Source organism: Parageobacillus sp. VR-IP (assembly GCF_013357975.1).
In the GTDB taxonomy this organism is placed as follows: domain Bacteria; phylum Bacillota; class Bacilli; order Bacillales; family Anoxybacillaceae; genus Saccharococcus; species Saccharococcus caldoxylosilyticus.
The window spans coordinates 159,597-182,259 of the sequence record NZ_JABVYQ010000006.1; the positions used below are offsets into that span (position 1 = coordinate 159,597).

Here is a 22,663-nt window from a genome sequence, read left to right on the forward strand (position 1 = left end):
GAAAAACGCTCGGATTTTCATTCCGAGCGTTTTTCTTTTTTGAACTAACGCATCTGTTCAATAACAATGTTTTTTATAAATTAACCTCAAATGAAGGAATCCTTATGTTAACGTTATAATTGAGCTTTTAGTTTTAAATTCATTTACGACCTCTACCAGGGATAAAGGGAGAATCCGGTCATTTTGGGGTTATTTGCCCAAAAAATGAAAAAAACTTGAGAACCACATGGGAACTCAAGTCATTTCGTATTTAAGGAATCACCGTATCAAAAAACTTTTTCTTGACTTTGTGAACACTTTCAAATTCCTAACTCCTGTATCAAACGCTGAAATGTATAAAACGCCGGTTTCGGAGTATAATCATCCCGCATGATGCCAAATTGATGAAAGAGATCATCTTTGGAACTGTCTGCATCCCTGAGACCGAAAAGCTCATAATGTGTGATATTGAGTTCTTGACGTAGTTTATAAACTGTCCGTATGATCGTCTCTAGTACTTCAGATTGATGTTCGTAAGATCTGTCTTTGCCTGTAAAAGGGTTTTTGCCAGTAGGCCATCCGTTTTCTGTAATGCGTATGGGGATGGAATCGGGTATGCCGGCTGTCTTGAGATTCACTTCGCGAAAACGCCGCAACAGGTGCTCGACGGAAGCCGGAATTTTTTCCAAAGAGAGCGGCGGTTCAAATACATCTACATAAAAATTATGTGCGACATAATCCAATGAATCCACGAATACCTCTCCGCCAAGTTCGGCAAGGTTTTCCCAAAAATGTGGGACCACCTTCGGACCAATATCCGGTACAGATCCAAATCCGATATCCACTTGAACATTCGCTGCTTGCGTTTCCTCTTTTGCTGCAATAACACCCTGCACCAACAATGACAAGATGTTAGGATTCGATCCGTCCATAAAGGCCAAGTTGGGTTCATTCGTAATTTGCAGTGAATCAATGTAGGAACCATACTGTCTAATTATTTTCCTAATAAGCCCGAGCCAGTGGTCCATCTCTATGTTCGGTGCCAAAGAACCTACTACCAAGTCTCCCATTAATCCCAAACGCACATATTTCTCCACGATCGATAAGAGTTTCTCCTCCGAATCAGCAGGTCCCGTATAAACGAGATAAATTCTGGGTAACAGCGATTTAGATTCTCCTCGAAGGCGTTTTAATGCCAGTTGAATTTGCTCATAGTCGTCCCGAGGTCCGACAGCTAAACCGGCGGGTGTACCGGCCACACTAAGCGGATATATCCCAAACTTCAACCCGGATGAATACATAAAAAACACTCCTTTTTCTTTATACTGTGTTGTGATAAATCGATTAATAAACATATATTAATTATACACACATAAATAATAAATATATATTTACTATTTTTATTATATATTAACCAAAAAAGTAAATATAAATTTACATTATAACCTACCTAATAATAAATTATTATTTACTTTATTGTCAATAGGATTTTGAAATACAAAAAAAAGATGTTTAGCACCGCCTCCAAAAATCGAATATGATTCAACTTCTTTCTTTGTTTCAAGACAAGATTTTTAAGCCGATCTTAAAAAATGCGGCGAATCTGAAAGAACAGCCCGTTTAGCACATCCATTTTTCAGTGACCATCATGATTGCCATTTTGCTAATTCATATGTGAATTTAGTTGCGATTTTATACGCCAAAACAATAAAAATGTTGATATATCAACAAAAATTAAAAGACCAATTCTAATGCGAATTGGTCTTTTAATAGAAATAGATATGTTATTTTCTCCCCCGCAAGTGAATCCGTTAATATTAAAAGCCAGCCTTTTTCATCAATTACGATACTTGCTGTTGATAGACAGAAGATGCGCATTTTACACGCTTTTTATTCGGAAGAACATGGAATAAAATGTTTAACACGATCGCGGTGAGACTGCCGGCGACGATGCCGCTGTCCGTTAAAATACGAATGTTTGCCGGAAGTTCAGCGAATAAGTTCGGAACAGCGGTCACCCCAAGCCCCATGCCAACCGAGCAGGCAATGATAAATAAGTTTTCTTGCGATGCAAATTCAACTTGGCTTAACATTTTAATTCCATAGGCAATGACCATGCCAAACATCGCCAGCATCGCGCCGCCGAGCACCGGCGCTGGAATAATCGTTGCTAACGCGGCGATTTTCGGAACCAATCCAAGCACAATCAGCATGATCCCCGCCGCATAAATGACACGGCGCGTTTTTACCCCCGACAATTGGACAAGTCCGACGTTTTGTGAATAAGTCGTATACGGAAACGCGTTCAACAATCCGCCGATCACCATCGCTAGCCCTTCAGCGCGGTATCCGCTCGCCAAATCGTTATCCGTTAATTTCCGGCTGCAAATATCGCCAAGCGCAAAATACACGCCGGTCGATTCGACTAAACTGACGAGCGCGACCAAAATCATGGTCAAGATCGCCGTTGCGTTGAACGTCGGGATTCCAAAGTAAAACATGTGCGGCAGATGAACCCATGAAGCTTCGGACACCGCGCCGACATCTACTTTTCCCATCAATGCCGCCGCGATCGTTCCAATGACCATACCGAGTAAAATGGAAATGGAGCGGATGAATCCGGTAAAGAAGCGATATAAGATGACAATCAGCGCCAATACGCCAAACGAAAGCGCGATATTGCTGATATCGCCGAAATCTTTTGCCCCTTGTCCGCCGGCCATATTATTCATCGCCGCCGGAACAAGCGTAAGCCCGATGACGGTAACGACCGAGCCGGTCACAATCGGCGGAAACAACACGCGCAGCTTGCTAAAATATTTGGCAATGATCACGACAAACAGTCCAGCGGAAATAATTGCGCCGTAGACGGCAGATAACCCGTATTGCTGTCCAATCGCAATCATCGGGCCGACCGCCGTAAACGTACAGCCGAGCATGACCGGAAGACCGATGCCGAAAAATTTGTTTTTCCACACTTGCAATAACGTCGCAACCCCGCACGTAAACAAATCAATCGCCACTAAATACGTCAACTGTTCCGATGTCAAGTGCAGCGCCCCACCGACAATAAGCGGCACAATAATCGCTCCCGCATACATGGCCAGCACATGTTGAACTCCTAATGAGCATAATTGCAATGGCTTCATTCACACATCACCTCTTCGATAAGTTTCACGGTTCCGTCTTGCAATGAAGCGATTCGCGCCAATGACACAACGCGATAACCGCGGGAACGAAGCAGCTGTCCGCCGCCTTGGAACGCTTTTTCAATAACAATGCCAATGCCGGCAACATGTGCCTTCGCCTGTGCAACGATATCCGTCAAACCTAATGCTGCTTGGCCGTTTGCTAAAAAGTCATCAATAATTAACACGCGGTCTTCGCAGTCAAGCAGCGTCTGCGAAACGAAAATTTCTGTTTCTTCTCGTTTCGTAAACGAATATACACTCGCTTTATATGTGTTTTCCGACAGCGTTACCGGTTTTCGCTTCCGCGCCACAAGCAGCGGAACGTTTAACTCATAAGCAGTCATCAAAGCCGGGCTGATGCCGGAAGACTCTAGCGTCAGCACTTTCGTAATCCGCTCATGGCGAAACTCATCGGCAAAATGTTCGCCGATTTTCTTCATCAACTGCGGATCGACTTGATGGTTTAAAAAACGATCCACTTTCAACACATGTTCGGAAAGCACTTCTCCTTCTTCCATGATCTTTTCGATTAATTCGCGCATACCGTTCCCCCTTTAAATAAAAAAGCTTAAAAAACACTGTCCTCACTCATTTCATGAGCCAGGCAATGTCTTTTAAGCCAAAACAAACGAGACAAATGCCTATCCAGCATTTGCCGCTGATTCCGTTCTGACATTGCCACCCATAGTCGGCCGATTTACGGTCGGCCGGTAGAGACTTGCAGGCCATATTCCTGCAATTATATGAGTGAGTCAGCATAATGAAGTTATTTGCAGTATACCATGGTTTTTGACGTTTGGAAAGCATTTTTTCGATATTTACACGAACATTTTTTATTAATAAAAAATTATTGTTCGTATAATAATCATTTTCTCTCTAACATCGATGCTTTTCCTATACGGGTAGCGAAGAAAATCGTACGCTCGCTGCCAATGGCCAGGGACAAGTTTGAAACCGCTGCCTGTTATTGAGTCGATCCAATTGCTGCCGTTCTCCTGTTATGATGAAAGCGACTGTTCACAATATTTTCACATTTTCCCTCCCGCCTATGTGAGAAAAATCACTGTTATATCAATTTTTTAAGGTTATTATAGTGACAAAGTAAGGAATGAATAATTTGTGAACTAGTAAAATGCGCCTACCATTTTCCACATGATTTTGTATGATGAAGTTAGGGAGATGACTTTTGTTGGGAGGAGGTATAGGAGATGGCAAAACCAGAATTGCAGCGAACAAAAACAAACACAAAAAAAATGAAAGAGCACGACACATCATTAAAAGGCACGCTTGCTTCTGTGTTCTTGCTCGGGCTTTTCATCATTTTCTCATGGGTTAGTGTTTATTTCTTATTCTTGCATCGCTTATAGCTTATAAGGGAGGGGATATAGCCATGCATATGCACAAATACGAAAAAATTTGGCTTACGTTTGGCATTGCCTGTCTGTTTGTCTTCTTGACCGTCATCGGCGTAAGCGCCTTCGCCGAAGGCAAACAGCCACCGAGCTGCTTGACGACCATTGATCCCGAGAAGGTAGATCAGACACCGCCGTTTAATAAACCTGGCTTAGTCAAAACCGGAGATAATGAATATCAGCTAAACATTGTCGTATCTGCCTTTGCATTTACGCCAAACCAAATCGAAATTCCGAAAGGCGCAAAAGTAACGATTAATGTGACTTCAAAAGATGTTATCCATGGTTTTGAAGTAGCAGGCACAAACATTAACATGATGGTGGAACCGGGGTATATCAACACTATTACGAAAACATTTAATCAAACAGGCGAATATACGATCCTTTGCAATGAATATTGCGGTGCTGGTCACCATATGATGACTGGACGAATTAAGGTGGTGGAGTAAATGATGAACGAAACAGTGAAAGTAGACCGTCGTGATGCCAAATTAGCTTTAGCGTATATTTATGTCGCATTTATCGCTCTTGCTTTAGGAGGATTAGCTGGATTATTGCAAACGCTAGTGCGTTCCGGAAAGTTTCAGCTGCCGGCAGGCATTAGCTATTACACGATTTTAACGACACACGGAACACTGCTTGGCCTTGTATTAACGACATTCTTTATTATCGGATTTCAATTCGCCGCGATAAGCCGCACATCTGGAACGCTTTCCGATCGCGTCCGCTTTTGGGGCTGGGTTGGCTTCTGGATGATGACAGTCGGCACGACGACGACAGTATTTTTCATTTTAACTGGGCAAGCGTCCGTTCTTTATACATTCTATGCTCCGCTGCAAGCGCATCCTGGCTTTTATCTTGGTTTAACTCTCTTGGTCGTTGGCAGCTGGATCAGCGGCTTTGCGACCTTTGCCCACTATGCGCGCTGGAAAAAAGAGCATCCTGGCAAAGCAAGCCCATTGCTTACCTTTATGGCTGTTACGAATATGGTTTTATGGCTTGTTTGTACTCTGGGGGTAGCAGCCACCGTTTTAATCCAATTGTTGCCATGGTCGCTCGGTATTGTTGACCGAGTGAATGTTCTAGTCAGCCGGACTTTATTCTGGTATTTCGGCCACCCGCTCGTTTATTTCTGGCTGCTTCCGGCTTACATGGTCTGGTATGTTGCCATTCCAAAAATCATCGGCGGAAAGATTTTCTCTGATTCTTTAGCACGTTTGGCATTTATCTTGTTCCTATTTTTCTCGATTCCTGTCGGATTTCACCATCAATTGCTTGAACCGGGGATTACACCGTTCTGGAAATATGTGCAAGTTGTCTTAACATTTATGGTTGTTATTCCATCGTTAATGACAGCGTTTGCGATGTTTGCAACATTTGAAGCATACGGACGCTCGAAAGGTGCCACCGGCCTGTTTGGCTGGCTTCGCAAACTGCCGTGGGGAGATGCGCGCTTTTTCGCGCCGTTTGTCGGTATGCTGTTCTTTATTCCTGCCGGTGCTGGCGGAATTATTAACGCTTCCCACCAAATGGACCAAGTCGTCCATAACACGATTTGGGTGACAGGGCACTTCCATTTAACGGTTGCAACAACGGTCGTGCTTACGTTCTTCGGCGCTGCCTACTGGCTCGTTCCACATTTAAGCGGCCGGGTGATGACGAAAGCGATGAACCGCTTAGCGATTATTCAAACGGTGGTATGGGCGGTCGGCATGTCGTTTATGTCCGGTTCGATGCACTTTGCCGGTTTGCTTGGAGCGCCGCGCCGTTCGGCATTTTCCACTTACGGAAACTCGCCGCAAGCGCTCGAATGGATTCCGTATCAAATCGCGCAAGCGGTCGGCGGCACGATTTTATTTATCGGCATTATTTTAGTCCTTGTCATTATCACCAACTTAGCGTTCTTCGCACCGAAAGGAGAAACGGAATTCCCGGTTGCCGAAGCGGCAGAACCGCAAGAACGCGCCGCACTTGCTATGGATAACTGGAAACTATGGATTGGCATTACGGTCGCGCTTATTTTGGTTGCCTATACAGTGCCATTCATCGATATGATTCAAAACGCGCCGCCAGGATCAAAAGGATATAAATTATGGTAAGAAAAACCCCCCTCCCCGAAGCGGGAGGGAGGATTTTTTCTTTTATAATTGGTAGATGGTTTTATATTTTTCTTCTAAATAGCGGAGCAAATAGTCGGCATTCAATGCTTCTCCGGTTGCGTCTCGCAAAATTTCCAGCGGTTTTTTCGTTTTGCCGAATTGATGGATCCGCTCTGTCAGCCATTCGCGAATTGGCGTTAATTCCCCTTTTTCGAGCAGTTCATCGAAATGAGGCAAGTCTTTTAGCATCGCATGCTTGAACTGTGCCGCATACATATAGCCGAGCGCATACGATGGGAAGTAGCCGAAGCTGCCGCCAGACCAATGGACATCTTGCAGCACGCCGACCGCATCGTTATGCGGGCGAATGCCGAGGTATTCTTCGTATTTATCGTTCCAAATTTCCGGCAAGTCCTTTACTTCGATCGCTCCATTGAACAGCTGCTTTTCGATTTCGTAACGAACCATAATATGTAACGGATATGTCAACTCATCGGCTTCGATGCGAATCAACGACGGCTTCGCTTCATTAATCGCCCGGTAAAACGCATCAAGAGAGACGTCAGAAAACTGCTCCGGAGCATATTGCTGCAGGCGAGCATAGTTGCGTTTCCAATAGGAATAATGGCGGGCAATAAAGTTTTCATAAAATAACGACTGCGATTCGTGAATTCCCATCGATGTACCCGTGCATAGCGGCGTCCCGATCAATTTCTCCGAAATGTGCTGCTCGTATAGAGCATGGCCGCACTCATGAATGGTTCCAAAAATGGCGGTGCGGAAATCTCGCTCGTCATACCGCGTCGTAATACGGACGTCGTTTGGATTCAGACCGATGGCAAACGGATGCACTGTTTCGTCCAACCGGCCTTTCGCAAAATCATAGCCAAGTTCCTGCAGCAGCTCCAGACTAAAAGCGCGCTGTTTTTCTTTCGGGAACGGATGGAATAAAAACGATGTTTCCGGCTGATGCGGAGAAGCAACGACTTCCTGTACCAACGGGACGAGACGCTCACGCAGCTTGCCGAATACTTGATCCAACACGTCGACCGTCATTCCCGGCTCAAATAAATCAAGCAATGTATTGTATGGATTGCCTTCATATCCCCAATAGTTAACAAACCGTTTATTGAATTCCACTAATTTTTCCAAATACGGACGGAACAGAGAAAAATCCGCTGTCGCTTTCGCTTCTTCCCATACGCTTTCTGCTTTCGACTGCAATACGACGTATTCCTTATACTCATCAGCTGGAATTTTTTTATTTCGCTCGTACTCTTTCTTGCATTCTTCTAACGTGTAGCGGGTCACTTCCGAAAGCTGCTCATACGCATGTTTTGGCGACAATTCAGCGATAAACGCGGCCATTTCCTCCGATGTGGACATTTTAAATACTTCCTGCGAAAGCATGCCAATGACTTCCGAACGCTGCTCGACCCCTTTTTTCGGCGCCCCTGTCCGCAAGTCCCAGTACATAAGGCTGATCGCCTCATTATAACTCATCATTTTTTTGACATATTGTAAAAATTGTTGTTCTATTTTTTTAATCATGGTAGCGGCCTCCTGTGCTTTTTGTTGCATTGATAATATTTCCATAATGAAGGGTTGTTTTCCTCTTTTTTGCGATAAAAAAAGAGAGAAGAAATTATTCTTCCCTCACTGATGTCGGCAGCACTCCTTTGATAGCTTCAATCACTTTTTGATTTTCGTCATCCGTCACAAAAATGGAGACAATGCCGCGGTCTTCATGGGTGCGGATCAAGCGCCCTACCCCTTGGCGCAGCCTTAGCAGCATATATGGAACGTCGACACTCCAAAACGGATCTTCATACGCTTTTCGCTTTGCCTGAAAAACTGGATCGTTCGGCGGATATGGCAGCGACCAAATAATGACGTTTGATAGCGACGGTCCCGGAATATCAAGGCCTTCCCATAAATGTTCGGCGCACAATATCGTTTCTTCATTCTCTTGGAAGATGGAGACGAGCTCGCTAATTTCTCGATCGCCTTCAAACAAAAAGGTGAATTGCTTCTCGCCGCTCGCCGCCTCTTTGAATTGTTGCAGTTCTTGCCGTGTCGGAAATAAAATAAGGGCTCGTCCCTCTGTTTCACGAATTTTTTCGAGGGCATACGCATACTTTTGCGCAAATAATGTTTCATCATTTCTAAACGTTGGCATAAAAATCGTCATTTGCCGCTCATAATCAAACGGCGAGTCGACGCTGAAAGACAAATATTCATCAATGCCAAGGCTATTCGCAATATATTGAAACGATTTGCCGCTTGATAATGTCGCCGAAGAAAATATAAACGGAATGCGCTTGCTGAATACTTTTTCGCGCAATACTTCCTGGACGGTACGCGGCATGACGACGAGCGTTGCTTCTTGCCGGAACGACTCGAGCCATATGATCGCATCGGCGTTATTCATAAACAAATCAAGCGAATATTCAATTTGATCTAAATATTCATCAACAATATTTAATTGATAATGATCAATCGTATATGTCTCGCTTTCAAACACGAGCTCATTGCCAATCTCCACTATTTTGCCGTGTAATTGTTTCGCAAGGCGGAGCAACTTTGGCGAAAACATAATTTCTTGACGGTTGGAGCCAGCGACTTCTTTTGCACATGATTTCAGTTCATCAAAAAAGCGGACCATGATTTGCAGCGTTTCCTCGATTAAATAAGCCAGCTCTTCGCGGATATCGTTTTCTAAAAGTCTTGTTAACAGCGACTCGAGCGTCGTTTCTTTCATTCGGTATGTCAGCGCTTTTTGCGCGGCAAACTCGAGCAAATGCCCCTCGTCAAATACGACGCAGCTCGCTTCCGGCAGAAGCGGAAGCTGTCCTTCACGTTTACGTGCTTCATATGTCCAAACATGCTCCATGTAAAAGTCATGGGAACAGACGATTAAATCAGCGGCTCTTCGATAATATTCGCGCCACAATGTTTGTCCGCAGCGATGGCGCTTTTCACATGTAAAGCAGTCTTGAAACGGATCCCAGGCGATTTTTTTCCATTGCTCATCCGTTAAATGAGCGTATTCTTTCCGGTCCCCGTAATGATAGAATGCTTGCATTGGCTTATTGTCATGCACGAATGCCGGAAGTTCATCATAAATTTGTTCGTAAAGCTCGATATCTTTGTCATCATATGTCGTTACTTCTTCGAGTTTGTTTAGACATAAATATTGATCCGGAGACTTGGCCAGCCGCACATCAATATGTAAACCAAGCACATCCGATAATTTCGCGATGTCCCCTTCTTTTTTCACCAGCTGTTCAATCAGCGTCTCATCGGCGCAGGCAATAATAGCCGGCTTCCCTGTATAGCGGGCATAACAAATCGCATACAGCAAGTAGACAATCGTTTTTCCCGTACCGACTCCCGCTTCGGCAAAAATTACTTTTTTCTCGCGAAACGCGCGCTCTAACTGGAACGCCATATAAATCTGTTCATCCCGCAGCTCAAAGCCGGCTTCCGGCAAAATGTCATAAAATACATCGCCAATCCACTGGCTTAACTTATCAAAAAAATTCTCGTTTTTTTCTAATTTAAAAGGATAGCGCTCACGGTTCATCGTTGAAAAACCCTCCAAAAATAAATAAATAAAAAACTTCCTGCCCACTACAATTTGTTGTGTATGCATGCATAAGCGCGCAACGGTCTTTTGCTGCGCGCTTAAGGTTCTGTAAAGTCTAACAAAATAATATTATGATTGATCATTCTCGAGAAGTCAAATAATATCCGCCGATGAACGAGCGCAAACTTTCTTTAGCCCCCTTATGCTTTCAACGGTCTGGATATGCGGTATGTAAACGCTTGTTTCCACATATTTTTTGCCGCTTCAATTTGTTTTAAATGTTCGCTATCGGCATTTTGCTGTACTAAACATTCGTATGTGCGGTCAAGCGCTTTGGAAATTTTCATCCAGTCGAGCGAACAATACGTCATTTTCATCCCCTTCCTGCCGAAAATAGTTCAAGGATAATATCCGTATTATATGCAGAAAGGAATGCCTCTATTCCTTGCCGGAAGCGCCTATTTTTATTGGCTGTTCGGTTTTTCTTTCGGCGGCCGCGGCCCCCAGTATTGGTAATAATGCGTTTCGATAAAACCATTGAATAATTTGCGGCGCTTCGTCGCTTTTTTTCCATAATGTTTTTCAAACTCTTTATGCGCCGTCAAAATATAAATGGACCACGTATCTAAGGCGGAGAACGTTTTGCCCATGTTCCGATACATTGCTTCTACTTCCCTACGCTCGCCGAGCCGCTCGCCGTACGGGGGATTGCCGACGATCACTCCATATTCTTTGCGTGTGCGAAAATCTTTTACTTGCATTTGCTTAAATGACACTAAATCGGCAAAGCCGGCTTCCATCGCGTTTGCTTTTGCGATTTCCACCATGCGATGGTCAATGTCAAATCCGGAAATATCGAGAGGCTGGTCATAGTTGGCCAAATCTTCCGCTTCCTCCCGCGCTCGCTCCCATGCTTTTTCGCCAATCCATCCCCATTGTTCAGACACAAAATTGCGATTAAATCCTGGCGCGATATTTTGGCCAATCAGCGCCGCTTCAATCGGAATCGTTCCCGATCCGCAAAACGGATCGACAAACGGACGGTCCGGCGTCCAGTTCGTCAGCTGCACGAGCGCGGCCGCCAGCGTTTCTTTTAACGGCGCTTCCCCTTGGAAGGCGCGATAGCCGCGTTTATGCAAACCAGCTCCGCTCGTGTCAATCGTTAGCGTAGCGATATCTTTATGAAGCGCAACTTCAATACGGTAAAGCGGTCCGGTTTCTTCAAACCAGGAAACATGGTAATGTTTTTTTAAACTTTCCACCACCGCTTTTTTGACGATCGCCTGACAGTCTGGGACGCTAAAAAGCTTGGATTTTACCGATTTTCCGATCACCGGGAAGTTGGCATTCACCGGCAAATAGTCCGCCCAAGGCAATGCTTTTGTCTGTTCAAACAGTTCGTCAAACGATGTAGCTTTAAATTCTCCGACTTTCAGCTTGACCCGATCTGCCGTGCGCAGCCATAAATTCGCGCGGCAAATCGCCAGCTCGTCGCCCTCAAACATCACTTTTCCGTTTTCCACTTGACACTCATAGCCGAGACGGCGCACTTCATCAGCCACAACCGCTTCCAGTCCCATGGCTGCTGTAGCGATTAAAGCAAGAGATCCCATTTTATTCCTCCTGATTTTTATTTTTCATCTTGATCATTCCATTGGCTTTGTTCATCTAAAAATTTATATAATTCGCTAATAGAAAGCGGTGTAGACACAAAATATCCTTATATAAAATCACAATTTTGCGCATCTGTAATAATAATGCTTTCCCCGGAATATTCAAAAACAGTTTTGATAATTCCAGCAAATGTATGTATATCCATAAGCCTTTGATATTGGTCATACACTTATATCCCTCTCCCTTAATCGCTGCCATCTATAAAAAATATTCATACTGTGTTTATAATCACTTTAATAATGAAAAAGCTCTCCCTCATGCAGGAGAGCTTTTTCATTATACTATTTCCGACTTCCGACGTTAATAATGTTCTGTAAGCCATGTTCTGTACCTTCGTACTGCAAGCGGCTTGTCGCCTCGTACTCCGGCGGTAATCATCTATCTACAGATGGAAAAGCTCCATCTGTCCTTCCCTCCGTTCATTTCCTTCGGGAAGGTGCCCCTACCATCATTTGGGTTTCTCGCTCGTGGGGTTTACCGCGTTCCACCTCTAAGGTTTCCCTTAGAGCTGCGTCACTGTGGCACTTTCAGGGTAATCGAACCATATCCCAATTGGGACTTAGGTTCTTTCCCCGCCGTCAGCCCAGCATTGCGCCAGACTGCCCTAGCTTATGGTTTCGCTAGGCACGAACACTACGGGCATCTCAGCACCGTGCGAGCATGGACTTTCCTCTACGGCAAAAATTGCCGCAGCGATTACCCGAACATTATTAACGCCGTTTGCACATTGTAGTATAGTTCATTTTCCGAGTAATTGCAATAGAAAAAATATCCATTTTGTATGTATAGTAATAGTGCATTTGTCTACATGGAATTATTCATATAATTTATTGCCAAATACATGTTTTTCTAAATTAGATAGCCGCTGCAAAATATCATAGTTTGTCGTTCCCACTTGCGCAGACGGTCGTTTTTGCAGCTCTTCCACTTGCCGTTTCAGACGAGCGTTTTCTTGCTGCAGCTGTTCAATTTCTTGTTGGAACGTTTCGTAATCTTTAATAATAATGTCCAAAAACTGATCGACTTCGTCTTGATTGTACCCCCGCATACTTACTTTAAACTCTTTTTCTAAAATTTCTTTTGGCGTTAACTTAATACGACCGGCTAACATCACTTTCACCTCAATTCTACATTCCGCTATTGTCTTTACTTTATTTTTTCAGAAATCAAATCGATTGTCAATTTGCGTTTCATTGTAAAAAAACAGGAACCGTCTTGGCGGCTCCTGTTTCATCGGGATTAAAATCCCCATGGGAACGGAGCAGGACCAGGGAACATGCAATGTTGGTTGGCTACTTCGTTGACAACCGACTCCGTATGCGGGAAATAATGTTGATGTTGGAAAAGATGATGGTTGACATGTGTCGTATGCGATGGGTGAATGTGTGGTACGATCGTTGCCCCGAAATGATGTTGTACACAACATTGTGTCGGATGAACAATCGGTGCCATTACATGTGGTCTACAAAACATACACCATTCTCCTTTCTTTTCATAGACTTCTGTTTTACACTACTAGCCTATGATGAAAGGAGCGGACTCGTACTAGTATAGATACCCATTTTTCCTGTCCGTTGGAAACATACCGCTAACGTTACGTTAAATTAGTAAAAACAACAAACGTTAAGCATATAACGATAAAAAACAAATAAAAGATTTTTTTATACATGCTCCGCATCGCTTTCTCCCCGCCATTATTTCATTTTTAGTGATTCCGATGAAATTGTACACATTTTTTATTTTTTCTACAAGATTCGAAATAGAAAAGTTAGTTTTTTTTATTTTCTGTCATATTTTGCGCTTGCCAAGGAAATATTTTTATTTAATTTCCTCTTGAGGCGCTCGATCCGTTTCGTCCACTCCGATTCTTGAGCACTGTTCTCTTGTCTATACGTACGGAATAGCGTTTTCCATCGTTCATAGGCACGGGTAGCGTAGCGGTAAGCTTCGTAAACATCGCGGAAATAATGTTCATACGCTTTGGCCAGCTCCAATCCGGCTTTTACCTTCCACCCATCGTTTCCATGCTCCCATAGTTCCAGCCAAATCGCCGCGGCCTCTTCATACCGTTTTTCTTTTTTATATAAAAGCGACAGCTGCCATTTTGCCTGCCATGCTTCTTTGGTTTCTTTTTTGGTGACATGGTGGTACACCTGCTTGGCGGCAGCCGTTTCTCCCAACGATTCCAGCCAGCGCGCCGTTTCCAGCTGCTCAAGCGCATCGTCTAGCCCTAAGGCGTCCAATAGCTGATTGGATAAATGAATATAAAGACAAATTAACGATAAAATATCACGCTCGTTATGCTGAAACACCGGAAAAATGCGATCTGGATGCGGTGTAGACAGGAAATCGGCGTACATCATCGGCGCCAAAAAGCCGGGAACATCTTCTTTCCGCTCCACTTGCAGTATTTCTTTTTCCACCTCAGAAAGACGAATCGACTCGAGTTTTTGCTTCCACATTCTCCTTGAGGCATGATACAAATCGAAATGACCGAACGCCGGCAGCTTTGGTACGGCATCGCGAATCAGCGTATGACGCGTTTTTACTTTCGGCCAGTCGAACGCTTTTCCGTTATAGGTAACAAGTGTTGTATAATCGACTTCCGACAGAAAACTTTGGTATAAAGCCACTTCCGCCCCCGGATGCGGCAAAAAATGCTGTCGAACGACAACCCGGTCAGCATACACGCGGGCATGGCCAAGCAAAAAAATGACATGCCCTGTTCCGCTGCTAAGTCCGGTCGTTTCCGTATCAAAGAAAAATAAATCGCTTGCTTTAAACCCTTTGCAAGAAAGCGGATGAGCAAAAGGAGCAGCCTGCCACCGCTGATGGACATGATGCAATTCTCCAAGCTGGTAGCGACCGTGCCGGTAATCGAGCGGGTATACCACTTCGCGGATGAGGCAGTAGTCCTCGTCAAAAAAGAACGGCTGCACTTGTTTGTTTTGCCATTCATCCAAAAACGGAATTTCCAGGCTGTGCTGTCCTAGAGCGGGGGAGTCTGCATGTTCGGGCGCGGCGCCATGGCGAGATGCCAGCTGCTCCTTCCATCTCGCTAGTTTTTGCTTCATTGACATCGTGTTCATCCTTTCTCATTGGCTAGCAATTGTCGCAAAAAGGCAATGATGCGCTGTTTCGCCAAACGGTGCTGCCCCTCGACAATGCCGATGCAAGAAGGACAGCCGCTTTCACATGGGCAGTTTTCCACCCATTGCTTCACTTTTTCGATTATTTCATCATACCGTTCAAAAACAGCTTCCGATAAACCGATCCCGCCCGGATAACGGTCATAAATAAAAATCGTCGGCCTTCCCGAATGCGGTGCTTTTATTTGTGGCACGACATAAATATCCGACCGGTCACACATGACAAACATCGGAACAAGATGACGGAGAACATTCGATATCCCGATCAAGACTTGTTCAAGCAGCGGCGCGTCGATGTCAGACAGCTCTTCTCCCAGTTCGATCCATGTCGCTGATGTGTGCAGCTCTTCTTCCGGCAAATGAATCGGTCCCGAACCAATGTTTTCAAATGTCGATAATTTGATTTTTTTGAAGATCGTCGCCATCGCTCTTACAGAAACATCGCCATAATGCAGGCTTAACTGCTGCCTTTGCTCGCTGCGGTCTTCTTCTAGGACATGAAGCTGCACCGCTAAATTCGCATCCGTAAAATATTCTACGTTCACTTCGCGGACATATGCCTTCTTTTCTTCCCAATCGAGCTTTTCTACTTGGTATTGTACTCCTTCATGAAGATAAATCGCTTCCTCATGCAGCAGCGTCATTGCGCTGAAACGGTCCATTTCGCCGATGACGCGATGGTTCGCTGTTTCGGAAATATCGATAATGACGACATTTTCTTGCGAGGCGGAGCGCAGGCTGATATTATGAGCCGGAAACGCGTCATTCATCCAATACCATTTGCCGGCACGATAGTGCAAGACTTTTTGCTCTGTTAAAAACTCCAACACTTCTTCCACTTCGAGACCGCCAAACTTTTCCCCCTTTCGGAAAGGAAGTTCATATGCTGCACATTTAAGATGATCAACAAGAATCAGCATGTTATCTGGGTTGATGCGAGCCGTTTCCGGAGAACGGTCAAAGAAATATTCCGGATGCTGCACAATGTACTGGTCAATCGGATTAGAGCTCGCCACCATAATGACGACGGAATCGCCATGGCGTCTTCCTGCCCGTCCGGCTTGCTGCCACGTGCTCGCTATGGTGCCGGGATAACCGGTCATGATGCATACCTGCAGCTGGCCGATATCCACGCCAAGTTCAAGCGCATTCGTGCTCACCACTCCAATAATTTCCCCGTTGCGCAACCCTTTTTCGATCTCCCGTCTTTCTTTCGGCAAATAGCCGCCGCGATAGCCGCGAATCGTTTTCGGTCCCAACCGGTCTTTCACCAGCGCCTGCAAATGGCTTAAAATCAGCTCGACGCGCACGCGGCTGCGGGCAAAGACAATCGTTTGGATGCCGTTTTCCAAAAACTGTTTTGCCAACCGGTTCACTTCGGCAGTTGCGCTTGCCCGGATGTTAAAAGAGGAATGAACTACCGGCGGATTATAAAAAATAAAATGTTTTCTTCCCCGTGGCGCTCCATTGTTATTAATTAATGTCATCGATTCTCCCGTCAGATGTTCGGCCAGTTCCTTCGGATTGGCAATCGTTGCCGATGTGCAAATAAAGATCGGCTTGCTTCCGTAAAACGCACAGATGCGCTTTAAGCGGCGGATGACGTTGGCAACATGGCTTCCAAATACGCCGCGATACGTATGGAGCTCATCGATGACAACATAGCGCAAGTTTTCAAATAAGGATACCCATTTCGTATGATGCGGCAAAATGGCCGAATGAAGCATATCGGGATTGGTAATGACAATATGGCCCGCCTGGCGAATTTTTTGGCGAATGCCTGGGGCGGTATCACCATCGTACGTATAGCTATAAATCGGCACGCCCATTTCCTCGATAATTTCGTGCAATTCGTTTTTTTGGTCTTGGGCGAGCGCTTTTGTCGGAAATAAATAAAGCGCTCGGCTATGTTCCGCTTCAGCGATCGCCTGCAACACGGGTAAATTGTAGCAAAGCGTTTTCCCGGAAGCCGTCGGCGTCACCGCAACGATATGCTTGCCGTTTCGCACCGCCTCGTACGCTGCCGCCTGATGGGTGTAAAGCGAGGCGATGCCGCGCTTTTCAAGCGCTGATTTAAGGCGCACGTCTAGGCTATCTGGCATTGGAACCGTATTGGCTTCCTGCGGCTCAATTTCATGCCAATATACGACATTTGGATCTTTGCGCAATTGTTCAATCAATTCATGCAGGTTCTTTTTCTTCATCCATGCTCACCTCAACGATTTCACTTTTATTATTTTAATAGAAATGAGGTGGGAATTGCCACGAAAAACAATGTGCGCACCACAAAAAACGCCCAGTCATCAAGACTGGACGGTGTGATCTGGCCGATATCCAAGCCGGGCAGATATTTGTTTGCCGATCGCCTGAATGCGACCCTGCAATTTTTCCATCCGCTCGTCTGTCATGCGGATCGTCGGACCGGAAATGCTGACGGCGGCCACTACGCTGCCCGAATAATCAAATATCGGAACAGCGATACAGCGAATACCGTACTCATTTTCCTCTAAATCCAATGCATATCCTTTTTGTTTTACTTTTTCTAATTCTTTGAGAAATTCATTCTTGTTCGTAATCGTAAAATCGGTATGCTTTGGCAAGCCTTTTCGATCGATGATCTCTAATGCTATATGAGGCGGCAAATGGGCAAGAATTGCTTTTCCGACGGCGGTGCAATGCATCGGTGCCCGTTTTCCTACTTTTGAATGCATGCGCAGCGTTTCCGTTCCCTCTAATTTTTCGATATAAATGACTTCGCCTTGGTCATATACCACAAGGTGAATGACCTCGTTTGTTTCTTTTTCCAATTCCCGCAAATACGGTTTCGCCTCTTTCCGCAAATCGATCGATTCAAGCAGTTTGGAACTGATTTCTAAAAATTTATAGCCAAGCTTATATCGCTCCGTTTCTTTATCTTGCTCGATGTAGCCGTATTGAACAAGAGTCGATAAAATGCGATAGACGGAACTTTTATTAATATCCATTTGATTGGCGATTTCGGTGACGCCTAACCCATCTTTTTTCGAACTGACGATATCAATGATATGTAATGCCCGGCTTACGGATTTTACTATATTTTCTCTTTCCATCGTGTTCACCTCGACTATTCCTTCGTCCACTGCCATTATACACCCATTGCCGGGCATTTTACATATAATGGTACATTTTGCGCCATTAACATGTTTTCGCCCGCTCCCGAGCCGTTACAAACGTATTGCGCAGCGTACCGATTTCTGCTATTTCACATTCAATCACATCGCCGGCTCCAACCAGTTCGGCACCGACCGGGCTTCCCGTTAAAATCACATCGCCCGGTTTTAACGTCATCACGTTTGTTAAATAGGCGATCATTTTGCTGATTGGAATAATCATCAGTTCTGTCGGGCTGTTTTGTTTTTCAACTCCGTTTAATCTCGCTTTCACCCAAACAGAAGAAGGGTTCAGCTCCGTTTCGATGACAGGGCCTAACGGCGTGAACGTATCGAACGATTTGCCGATCGTCCAGTGGCCGTCCGGATGGAAAAATTGCGGCGCCGTTACATCGTTGGCAACAGTATAGCCAAATATATATTGCCAGACATCCGATTCAGGGACGTTCTTTGCTTCCTTGCCAATAACTACAGCCAATTCTGATTCAAATTTGACTTTGTCGACTCCCGCTGGAATAACGATCTCCGCTTCCGGGCCAATAACCGATGAAGACGGCTTAAAGAAAAAGACAGGAATTTCCGGAAGCACATTTGGCAATTGTTCCCGTTTTGCCACATAGTTCGCGCCAATTCCGATGATTTCATTTGGAACGAGCGGCGCCAGCAACGTTACTTCTTGCCTGCTGAAAACGTTCCCTGTATATTCCCATCCCGTAAATAAATCACCGACAATTTCGCGAATCACCTCGCCATTCACTACTCCCATATGCGTTTTTCCATCTGCAGTAAATCTGGCAAATTTCATGATGCCACTCCTCTCACATAACGTTTTCCTGTTCTTTTTCCGTATCCCTGCTTCTGGCGACTCCCGTTCTGATGGCCGCACGCGCCACCGCATCGGCCACAGCCGCGACTACGCGCTTATCAAACGGGTTTGGAATCACATAATCATTCGTTAGTTCTTCTTGGCTGATTAAACCGGCAATCGCACTAACCGCTGCTAGCTTCATCTCTTCATTAATTTTAGAGGCACGCACTCGCAGCGCTCCTTTAAAAATTCCTGGAAAGGCGAGGACGTTATTGACTTGATTTGGCAGATCAGATCGTCCCGTTGCAACAATGGCTGCTCCTGCCGCTTTAGCTTCATCCGGCATAATTTCCGGAACCGGATTAGCCAGCGCAAAGACAATGGCATTGTCGTTCATCGAGCGAACCATTCCCGGCGTGAGCGCCCCGGCAACGGAAACGCCAATAAATATATCGGCGGCTTGAATGACCTCTTTTAGTGTTCCTTGAACTCGCCCGCGATTCGTTTGCTTTGCGAGCGTTTCTTTTATCTTATTCATACCGTATGGACGGTTTTCATAAATCGCTCCTTTGGAGTCGCATAAAATGATGTCGCCCACTCCCATATAAAGAAGCAATTTCGCAATCGCGATGCCGGCGGCGCCGGCTCCGTTAATGACCACCTTGCACTCGCTCAAACGCTTTTGCACGACCTTCAACGCATTGATTAACCCGGCAGCCGTTACAATTGCGGTTCCATGCTGGTCATCATGGAATACTGGTATCGATAACTCCTGCTTGAGGCGCTCCTCAATCAAAAAACAGTTTGGCGCGGCAATATCTTCTAAATTAATGCCGCCGAACGTCGGCTCTAACAATTTGACGGTCTGAATGATTTGTTCCGGATCATCGGTGTTAATGCAAAGCGGCACGGCGTCAATGCCGGCAAATGCTTTAAATAAGGCGGCTTTTCCCTCCATGACAGGCATGGATGCGCTTGCGCCAATATTCCCCAGTCCTAATACAGCAGATCCATTCGAGACAACCGCCACAAAATTTCCTTTCATCGTGTAGTCATATATCAAATCAGGGTTGACATAAATTTCTTTACATGGTTCCGCTACTCCCGGAGAATAAACGACGCTTAAATCATCTGCATTTTCGATCGGGACTTTGACATCTACATATAGCTTTCCTTTTGCTTGCTGATGAACCAGTAGCGATTTTTCCCGCAGGTTCCGCATGATCGTTTACCTAGCTACTAACCTTTTTCCATCTATTTCTGCCGCCTTTTGTGCTGCTTTGCTTACTACAATAAATCTGTAGTAACTAGGATTTGCACCTCCTTGTTCATTTATTTGAATATTTCGACGAATAATACGAATGAACAAGGGCGTTAATGGAAGAGAAAGACGCCCTTGTTCATCATTTTCTTATTGTTGAACCGCTGCATATTTGGCTTTTGCTTCTAGACGGCGGCGATGCAAAATCGGCTCAGTGTAGCCGTTTGGCTGTTCATAGCCTTTAAAGATTAAATCGCACGCCGCTTGGAAGGCAACGGAATTATCATAGTCCGGAGCCATCGGCCGATAGTTCGGATCGCCGGCGTTTTGCTCGTCCACCACTTTCGCCATCCGTTTTAACGTTTCTAACACTTGCTCTTTCGTGCAAATGCCATGGTGAAGCCAGTTGGCGATATGCTGGCTGGAAATCCGCAGCGTTGCCCGGTCTTCCATTAGCCCGATATTATTAATATCCGGCACTTTCGAGCATCCGATACCTTGATCGATCCAGCGCACCACATAGCCTAGTATGCCTTGGCAGTTGTTATCGAGCTCTTCTTGAATTTCTTCCGGCGTCCATTGCGGATTTTTAGCGACCGGAATCTGCAAAATTTCATCACGGTAATCTTTGCGGTCTTTCCGCAACTCATTTTGCACTTCTGCTACATTTACTTGATGGTAATGGAGCGCGTGCAGCGTCGCTGCTGTCGGCGAAGGCACCCATGCCGTATTGGCGCCGGCTCTTAGCTGACCGCCTTTTTGTCTGAGCATTTCCGCCATCATATCCGGCATTGCCCACATTCCTTTTCCGATTTGGGCGCGGCCTTGGAAGCCGACCGCTAAACCGATCGCAACATTGGATTTTTCATAGGCTTGCAGCCATGTCGACGATTTCATCTCGTTTTTGCGGATCATCGGCCCCGCTTCCATCGACGTATGAATTTCATCCCCAGTCCGGTCTAGGAAACCTGTATTAATAAAGACGACGCGGTCACGCACTTGATAGATGCAGTTTTTCAAATTCAATGTCGTGCGGCGTTCTTCATCCATGACCCCGATTTTAATGGTGTTGCGTTTTAGGCCGAGCATATCTTCAACGCGGTCAAACAGTTCATTCGCAAACGCCACTTCTTCCGAACCGTGCATTTTCGGCTTAACGATATAAATCGAGCCCTTACGCGAATTTAAGTAACGGGTGTTGCCAATAAGCGAATGTTTCATAATCAAGCTTGTTACAACCGCATCGATGATGCCTTCATATACTTCCTCGCCGTTGGCGTCTAGAATTGCGTTGTTTGTCATTAAGTGGCCAACGTTGCGGACGAACATAAGCGAACGTCCTGGCAGCGTAAGCTCTTTGCCGTCCGGTGTTCGATAAATACGGTCCGGATTTAGCGCCCGCGTCATCGTTTTTCCATTTTTTACAAATGTAGACGTTAAATCTCCTTTGACAAGGCCAAGCAAGTTGCGGTATACGAGCACCTTATCCTCTGCATCCACAGCTGCTACCGAGTCTTCGCAGTCCATAATGGTTGTGACGGCTGCTTCCAAATAAATGTCTTTTACCCCCGCTTTATCCGTTTTCCCGACCGGATGGTTGCGGTCGATCTGAATTTCGATGTGAAGGCCGTTATTTTTTAACAAAATAGCGGATGGATTTTCCGGATTTCCTTGGAATCCGACAAATTTTTCTTCCTCTTTTAGCGTCGTAGTGCCTCCGCCTTCGACAGTAACCGTTAATTTCCCGTTGACTACCGCATATTGTACGACATCTTTATGAGAATATTCTTTTAATGGCACTGCTTGATCCAAAAACTCGCGCCCATAGGCGATGACTTTGGCGCCGCGCACCGGATTGTAGGAGCTGCCGCGTTCAGCGCCGTCTTCTTCACTAATCGCGTCCGTTCCGTACAGCGCGTCGTAAAGGCTTCCCCAGCGGGCGTTGGCCGCGTTTAGCGCATAGCGCGCGTTCGTCACCGGAACGACTAGCTGCGGTCCCGCTTGCACCGTGATTTCCTCGTCTACTCCTTCGGTTGTAATCTCAAAATCTTCCACCTCTGGCTCTAAATAGCCGATTTCGGTTAAAAATGCTTTATATTGTTCCATATCAAAGTTGCCGCGATGTTTTTTATGCCACTCGTTTAGCTTTGCTTGGATCTCATCACGGCGGGCAAGCAGCTCCTTGTTTCTTGGCGTTAAATCGGCAATTAGCGTTTCAAAGTCTTTCCAAAATTTTTTCCCATCGACACCGCTTCCAGGAAGCACTTCCTCATTGATAAACTCATAGAGCAATGTCGATACTTGTAGATTCCCGATTTTTACGTATTGTTCCATTTCCTTTCCCTCTCTCCC

18 protein-coding genes, 1 other RNA gene and 1 riboswitch are annotated in these 22,663 nt (G+C 45.4%); of the genes, 3 read left to right on the forward strand and 16 right to left on the reverse strand.

Features of this window, described 5'->3' with window-relative positions; all coding sequences use genetic code 11:
* Nucleotides 1–299 precede the first annotated feature (299 nt).
* The 3 genes from HT574_RS15645 to HT574_RS15655 all read right to left on the reverse strand — a co-directional run bounded on the left by HT574_RS15645 (nucleotide 300) and on the right by HT574_RS15655 (nucleotide 3,712).
* Entirely contained in the window at nucleotides 300–1,280 is a 981-nt protein-coding gene (locus HT574_RS15645) for a hypothetical protein (RefSeq protein WP_175245315.1), read from the reverse strand.
* Between the two features lie 540 nt (nucleotides 1,281–1,820).
* Entirely contained in the window at nucleotides 1,821–3,128 is a 1,308-nt protein-coding gene (locus HT574_RS15650; protein ID WP_175245316.1) for a nucleobase:cation symporter-2 family protein, read from the reverse strand.
* Nucleotides 3,125–3,712 carry a xanthine phosphoribosyltransferase gene (locus HT574_RS15655; protein ID WP_042409568.1) on the reverse strand — a complete coding sequence of 196 codons (588 nt, stop codon included), beginning with the start codon at nucleotides 3,710–3,712 and terminating at the stop codon, nucleotides 3,125–3,127. The genes HT574_RS15650 and HT574_RS15655 overlap by 4 nt, the downstream gene beginning before the upstream one ends.
* 123 nt (nucleotides 3,713–3,835) lie before the next feature.
* Nucleotides 3,836–3,937: riboswitch (purine riboswitch) on the reverse strand.
* A gap of 486 nt (nucleotides 3,938–4,423) precedes the next feature.
* On the opposite strand from HT574_RS15655, the gene HT574_RS15660 reads away from it, so the two are divergent.
* From HT574_RS15660 to HT574_RS15670, 3 genes are read left to right on the forward strand one after another with little or no spacing between them, the layout of a single operon-like run.
* On the forward strand, nucleotides 4,424–4,537 hold the full coding sequence (locus HT574_RS15660; RefSeq protein ID WP_375154128.1) for a cytochrome c oxidase subunit 2A: 114 nt from the start codon (nucleotides 4,424–4,426) through the stop codon (nucleotides 4,535–4,537).
* Between the two features lie 23 nt (nucleotides 4,538–4,560).
* The gene (locus HT574_RS15665) at nucleotides 4,561–5,031 is read left to right on the forward strand and encodes a cytochrome c oxidase subunit II (protein ID WP_017437378.1); all 471 of its coding nucleotides are present in this window, start codon (nucleotides 4,561–4,563) and stop codon (nucleotides 5,029–5,031) included.
* On the forward strand, nucleotides 5,032–6,681 hold the full coding sequence (locus tag HT574_RS15670) for a b(o/a)3-type cytochrome-c oxidase subunit 1 (protein WP_175245318.1): 1,650 nt from the start codon (nucleotides 5,032–5,034) through the stop codon (nucleotides 6,679–6,681).
* A gap of 42 nt (nucleotides 6,682–6,723) precedes the next feature.
* Here HT574_RS15670 and HT574_RS15675 read toward each other — a convergent pair whose 3' ends face one another.
* From HT574_RS15675 to HT574_RS15735, 13 genes are all read right to left on the reverse strand, one after another.
* Nucleotides 6,724–8,232 (reverse strand): carboxypeptidase M32, encoded by a 1,509-nt coding sequence (locus HT574_RS15675; protein WP_175245319.1) that lies wholly within the window; start codon nucleotides 8,230–8,232, stop codon nucleotides 6,724–6,726.
* 94 nt (nucleotides 8,233–8,326) lie between these two features.
* Nucleotides 8,327–10,267 carry an ATP-dependent DNA helicase gene (locus tag HT574_RS15680; RefSeq protein WP_175245320.1) on the reverse strand — a complete coding sequence of 647 codons (1,941 nt, stop codon included), beginning with the start codon at nucleotides 10,265–10,267 and terminating at the stop codon, nucleotides 8,327–8,329.
* 203 nt (nucleotides 10,268–10,470) lie between these two features.
* On the reverse strand, nucleotides 10,471–10,647 hold the full coding sequence (locus HT574_RS15685; RefSeq protein WP_175245187.1) for a hypothetical protein: 177 nt from the start codon (nucleotides 10,645–10,647) through the stop codon (nucleotides 10,471–10,473).
* A gap of 87 nt (nucleotides 10,648–10,734) precedes the next feature.
* A complete protein-coding gene (locus HT574_RS15690; RefSeq protein WP_175245321.1) occupies nucleotides 10,735–11,883 on the reverse strand; it encodes a THUMP domain-containing class I SAM-dependent RNA methyltransferase in 1,149 nt (382 codons plus the stop codon).
* A 370-nt stretch (nucleotides 11,884–12,253) separates the two neighbouring features.
* An RNA gene (gene rnpB / locus HT574_RS15695) (RNase P RNA component class B) lies at nucleotides 12,254–12,652 on the reverse strand.
* A 106-nt stretch (nucleotides 12,653–12,758) separates the two neighbouring features.
* Nucleotides 12,759–13,055 (reverse strand): cell division regulator GpsB, encoded by a 297-nt coding sequence (gene gpsB / locus HT574_RS15700; RefSeq protein WP_017437372.1) that lies wholly within the window; start codon nucleotides 13,053–13,055, stop codon nucleotides 12,759–12,761.
* A 128-nt stretch (nucleotides 13,056–13,183) separates the two neighbouring features.
* On the reverse strand, nucleotides 13,184–13,417 hold the full coding sequence (locus tag HT574_RS15705; protein ID WP_175245322.1) for a CotD family spore coat protein: 234 nt from the start codon (nucleotides 13,415–13,417) through the stop codon (nucleotides 13,184–13,186).
* Nucleotides 13,418–13,722: 305 nt separating this feature from the next.
* Entirely contained in the window at nucleotides 13,723–15,024 is a 1,302-nt protein-coding gene (locus HT574_RS15710) for a ribonuclease H-like domain-containing protein (protein ID WP_375154126.1), read from the reverse strand.
* Nucleotides 15,025–15,029: 5 nt separating this feature from the next.
* Nucleotides 15,030–17,297: a DEAD/DEAH box helicase gene (locus tag HT574_RS15715; RefSeq protein WP_175245323.1), complete on the reverse strand. Its 2,268-nt coding sequence runs from the start codon at nucleotides 17,295–17,297 to the stop codon at nucleotides 15,030–15,032.
* A 99-nt stretch (nucleotides 17,298–17,396) separates the two neighbouring features.
* On the reverse strand, nucleotides 17,397–18,182 hold the full coding sequence (locus HT574_RS15720; protein WP_175245353.1) for an IclR family transcriptional regulator: 786 nt from the start codon (nucleotides 18,180–18,182) through the stop codon (nucleotides 17,397–17,399).
* 85 nt (nucleotides 18,183–18,267) lie between these two features.
* Nucleotides 18,268–19,047: a fumarylacetoacetate hydrolase family protein gene (locus tag HT574_RS15725; protein ID WP_175245324.1), complete on the reverse strand. Its 780-nt coding sequence runs from the start codon at nucleotides 19,045–19,047 to the stop codon at nucleotides 18,268–18,270.
* Nucleotides 19,048–19,060: 13 nt separating this feature from the next.
* Nucleotides 19,061–20,272 (reverse strand): NAD(P)-dependent malic enzyme, encoded by a 1,212-nt coding sequence (locus HT574_RS15730; RefSeq protein ID WP_175245325.1) that lies wholly within the window; start codon nucleotides 20,270–20,272, stop codon nucleotides 19,061–19,063.
* A 189-nt stretch (nucleotides 20,273–20,461) separates the two neighbouring features.
* Nucleotides 20,462–22,645 (reverse strand): malate synthase G, encoded by a 2,184-nt coding sequence (locus HT574_RS15735; protein WP_175245326.1) that lies wholly within the window; start codon nucleotides 22,643–22,645, stop codon nucleotides 20,462–20,464.
* Between the last annotated feature and the right edge of the window lie 18 nt (nucleotides 22,646–22,663).

Excerpts from the sequence above, each read along its gene's own strand:
- HT574_RS15675 (WP_175245319.1), bottom strand. The coding sequence starts at position 8,232 with ATGATTAAAAAAATAGAACAACAATTTTTACAATATGTCAAAAAAATG.
- HT574_RS15645 (WP_175245315.1), bottom strand. The coding sequence starts at position 1,280 with ATGTATTCATCCGGGTTGAAGTTTGGGATATATCCGCTTAGTGTGGCC.
- HT574_RS15730 (WP_175245325.1), bottom strand. The coding sequence starts at position 20,272 with ATGCGGAACCTGCGGGAAAAATCGCTACTGGTTCATCAGCAAGCAAAA.
- HT574_RS15670 (WP_175245318.1), top strand. The coding sequence starts at position 5,032 with ATGATGAACGAAACAGTGAAAGTAGACCGTCGTGATGCCAAATTAGCT.
- HT574_RS15725 (WP_175245324.1), bottom strand. The coding sequence starts at position 19,047 with ATGAAATTTGCCAGATTTACTGCAGATGGAAAAACGCATATGGGAGTA.
- HT574_RS15690 (WP_175245321.1), bottom strand. The coding sequence starts at position 11,883 with ATGGGATCTCTTGCTTTAATCGCTACAGCAGCCATGGGACTGGAAGCG.
- HT574_RS15660 (WP_375154128.1), top strand. The coding sequence starts at position 4,424 with ATGAAAGAGCACGACACATCATTAAAAGGCACGCTTGCTTCTGTGTTC.
- HT574_RS15680 (WP_175245320.1), bottom strand. The coding sequence starts at position 10,267 with ATGAACCGTGAGCGCTATCCTTTTAAATTAGAAAAAAACGAGAATTTT.
- HT574_RS15715 (WP_175245323.1), bottom strand. The coding sequence starts at position 17,297 with ATGAAGAAAAAGAACCTGCATGAATTGATTGAACAATTGCGCAAAGAT.
- HT574_RS15650 (WP_175245316.1), bottom strand. The coding sequence starts at position 3,128 with ATGAAGCCATTGCAATTATGCTCATTAGGAGTTCAACATGTGCTGGCC.
- HT574_RS15655 (WP_042409568.1), bottom strand. The coding sequence starts at position 3,712 with ATGCGCGAATTAATCGAAAAGATCATGGAAGAAGGAGAAGTGCTTTCC.
- HT574_RS15735 (WP_175245326.1), bottom strand. The coding sequence starts at position 22,645 with ATGGAACAATACGTAAAAATCGGGAATCTACAAGTATCGACATTGCTC.
- HT574_RS15705 (WP_175245322.1), bottom strand. The coding sequence starts at position 13,417 with ATGTTTTGTAGACCACATGTAATGGCACCGATTGTTCATCCGACACAA.
- HT574_RS15720 (WP_175245353.1), bottom strand. The coding sequence starts at position 18,182 with ATGGAAAGAGAAAATATAGTAAAATCCGTAAGCCGGGCATTACATATC.
- HT574_RS15710 (WP_375154126.1), bottom strand. The coding sequence starts at position 15,024 with ATGTCAATGAAGCAAAAACTAGCGAGATGGAAGGAGCAGCTGGCATCT.
- gpsB (WP_017437372.1), bottom strand. The coding sequence starts at position 13,055 with ATGTTAGCCGGTCGTATTAAGTTAACGCCAAAAGAAATTTTAGAAAAA.
- HT574_RS15685 (WP_175245187.1), bottom strand. The coding sequence starts at position 10,647 with ATGAAAATGACGTATTGTTCGCTCGACTGGATGAAAATTTCCAAAGCG.
- HT574_RS15665 (WP_017437378.1), top strand. The coding sequence starts at position 4,561 with ATGCATATGCACAAATACGAAAAAATTTGGCTTACGTTTGGCATTGCC.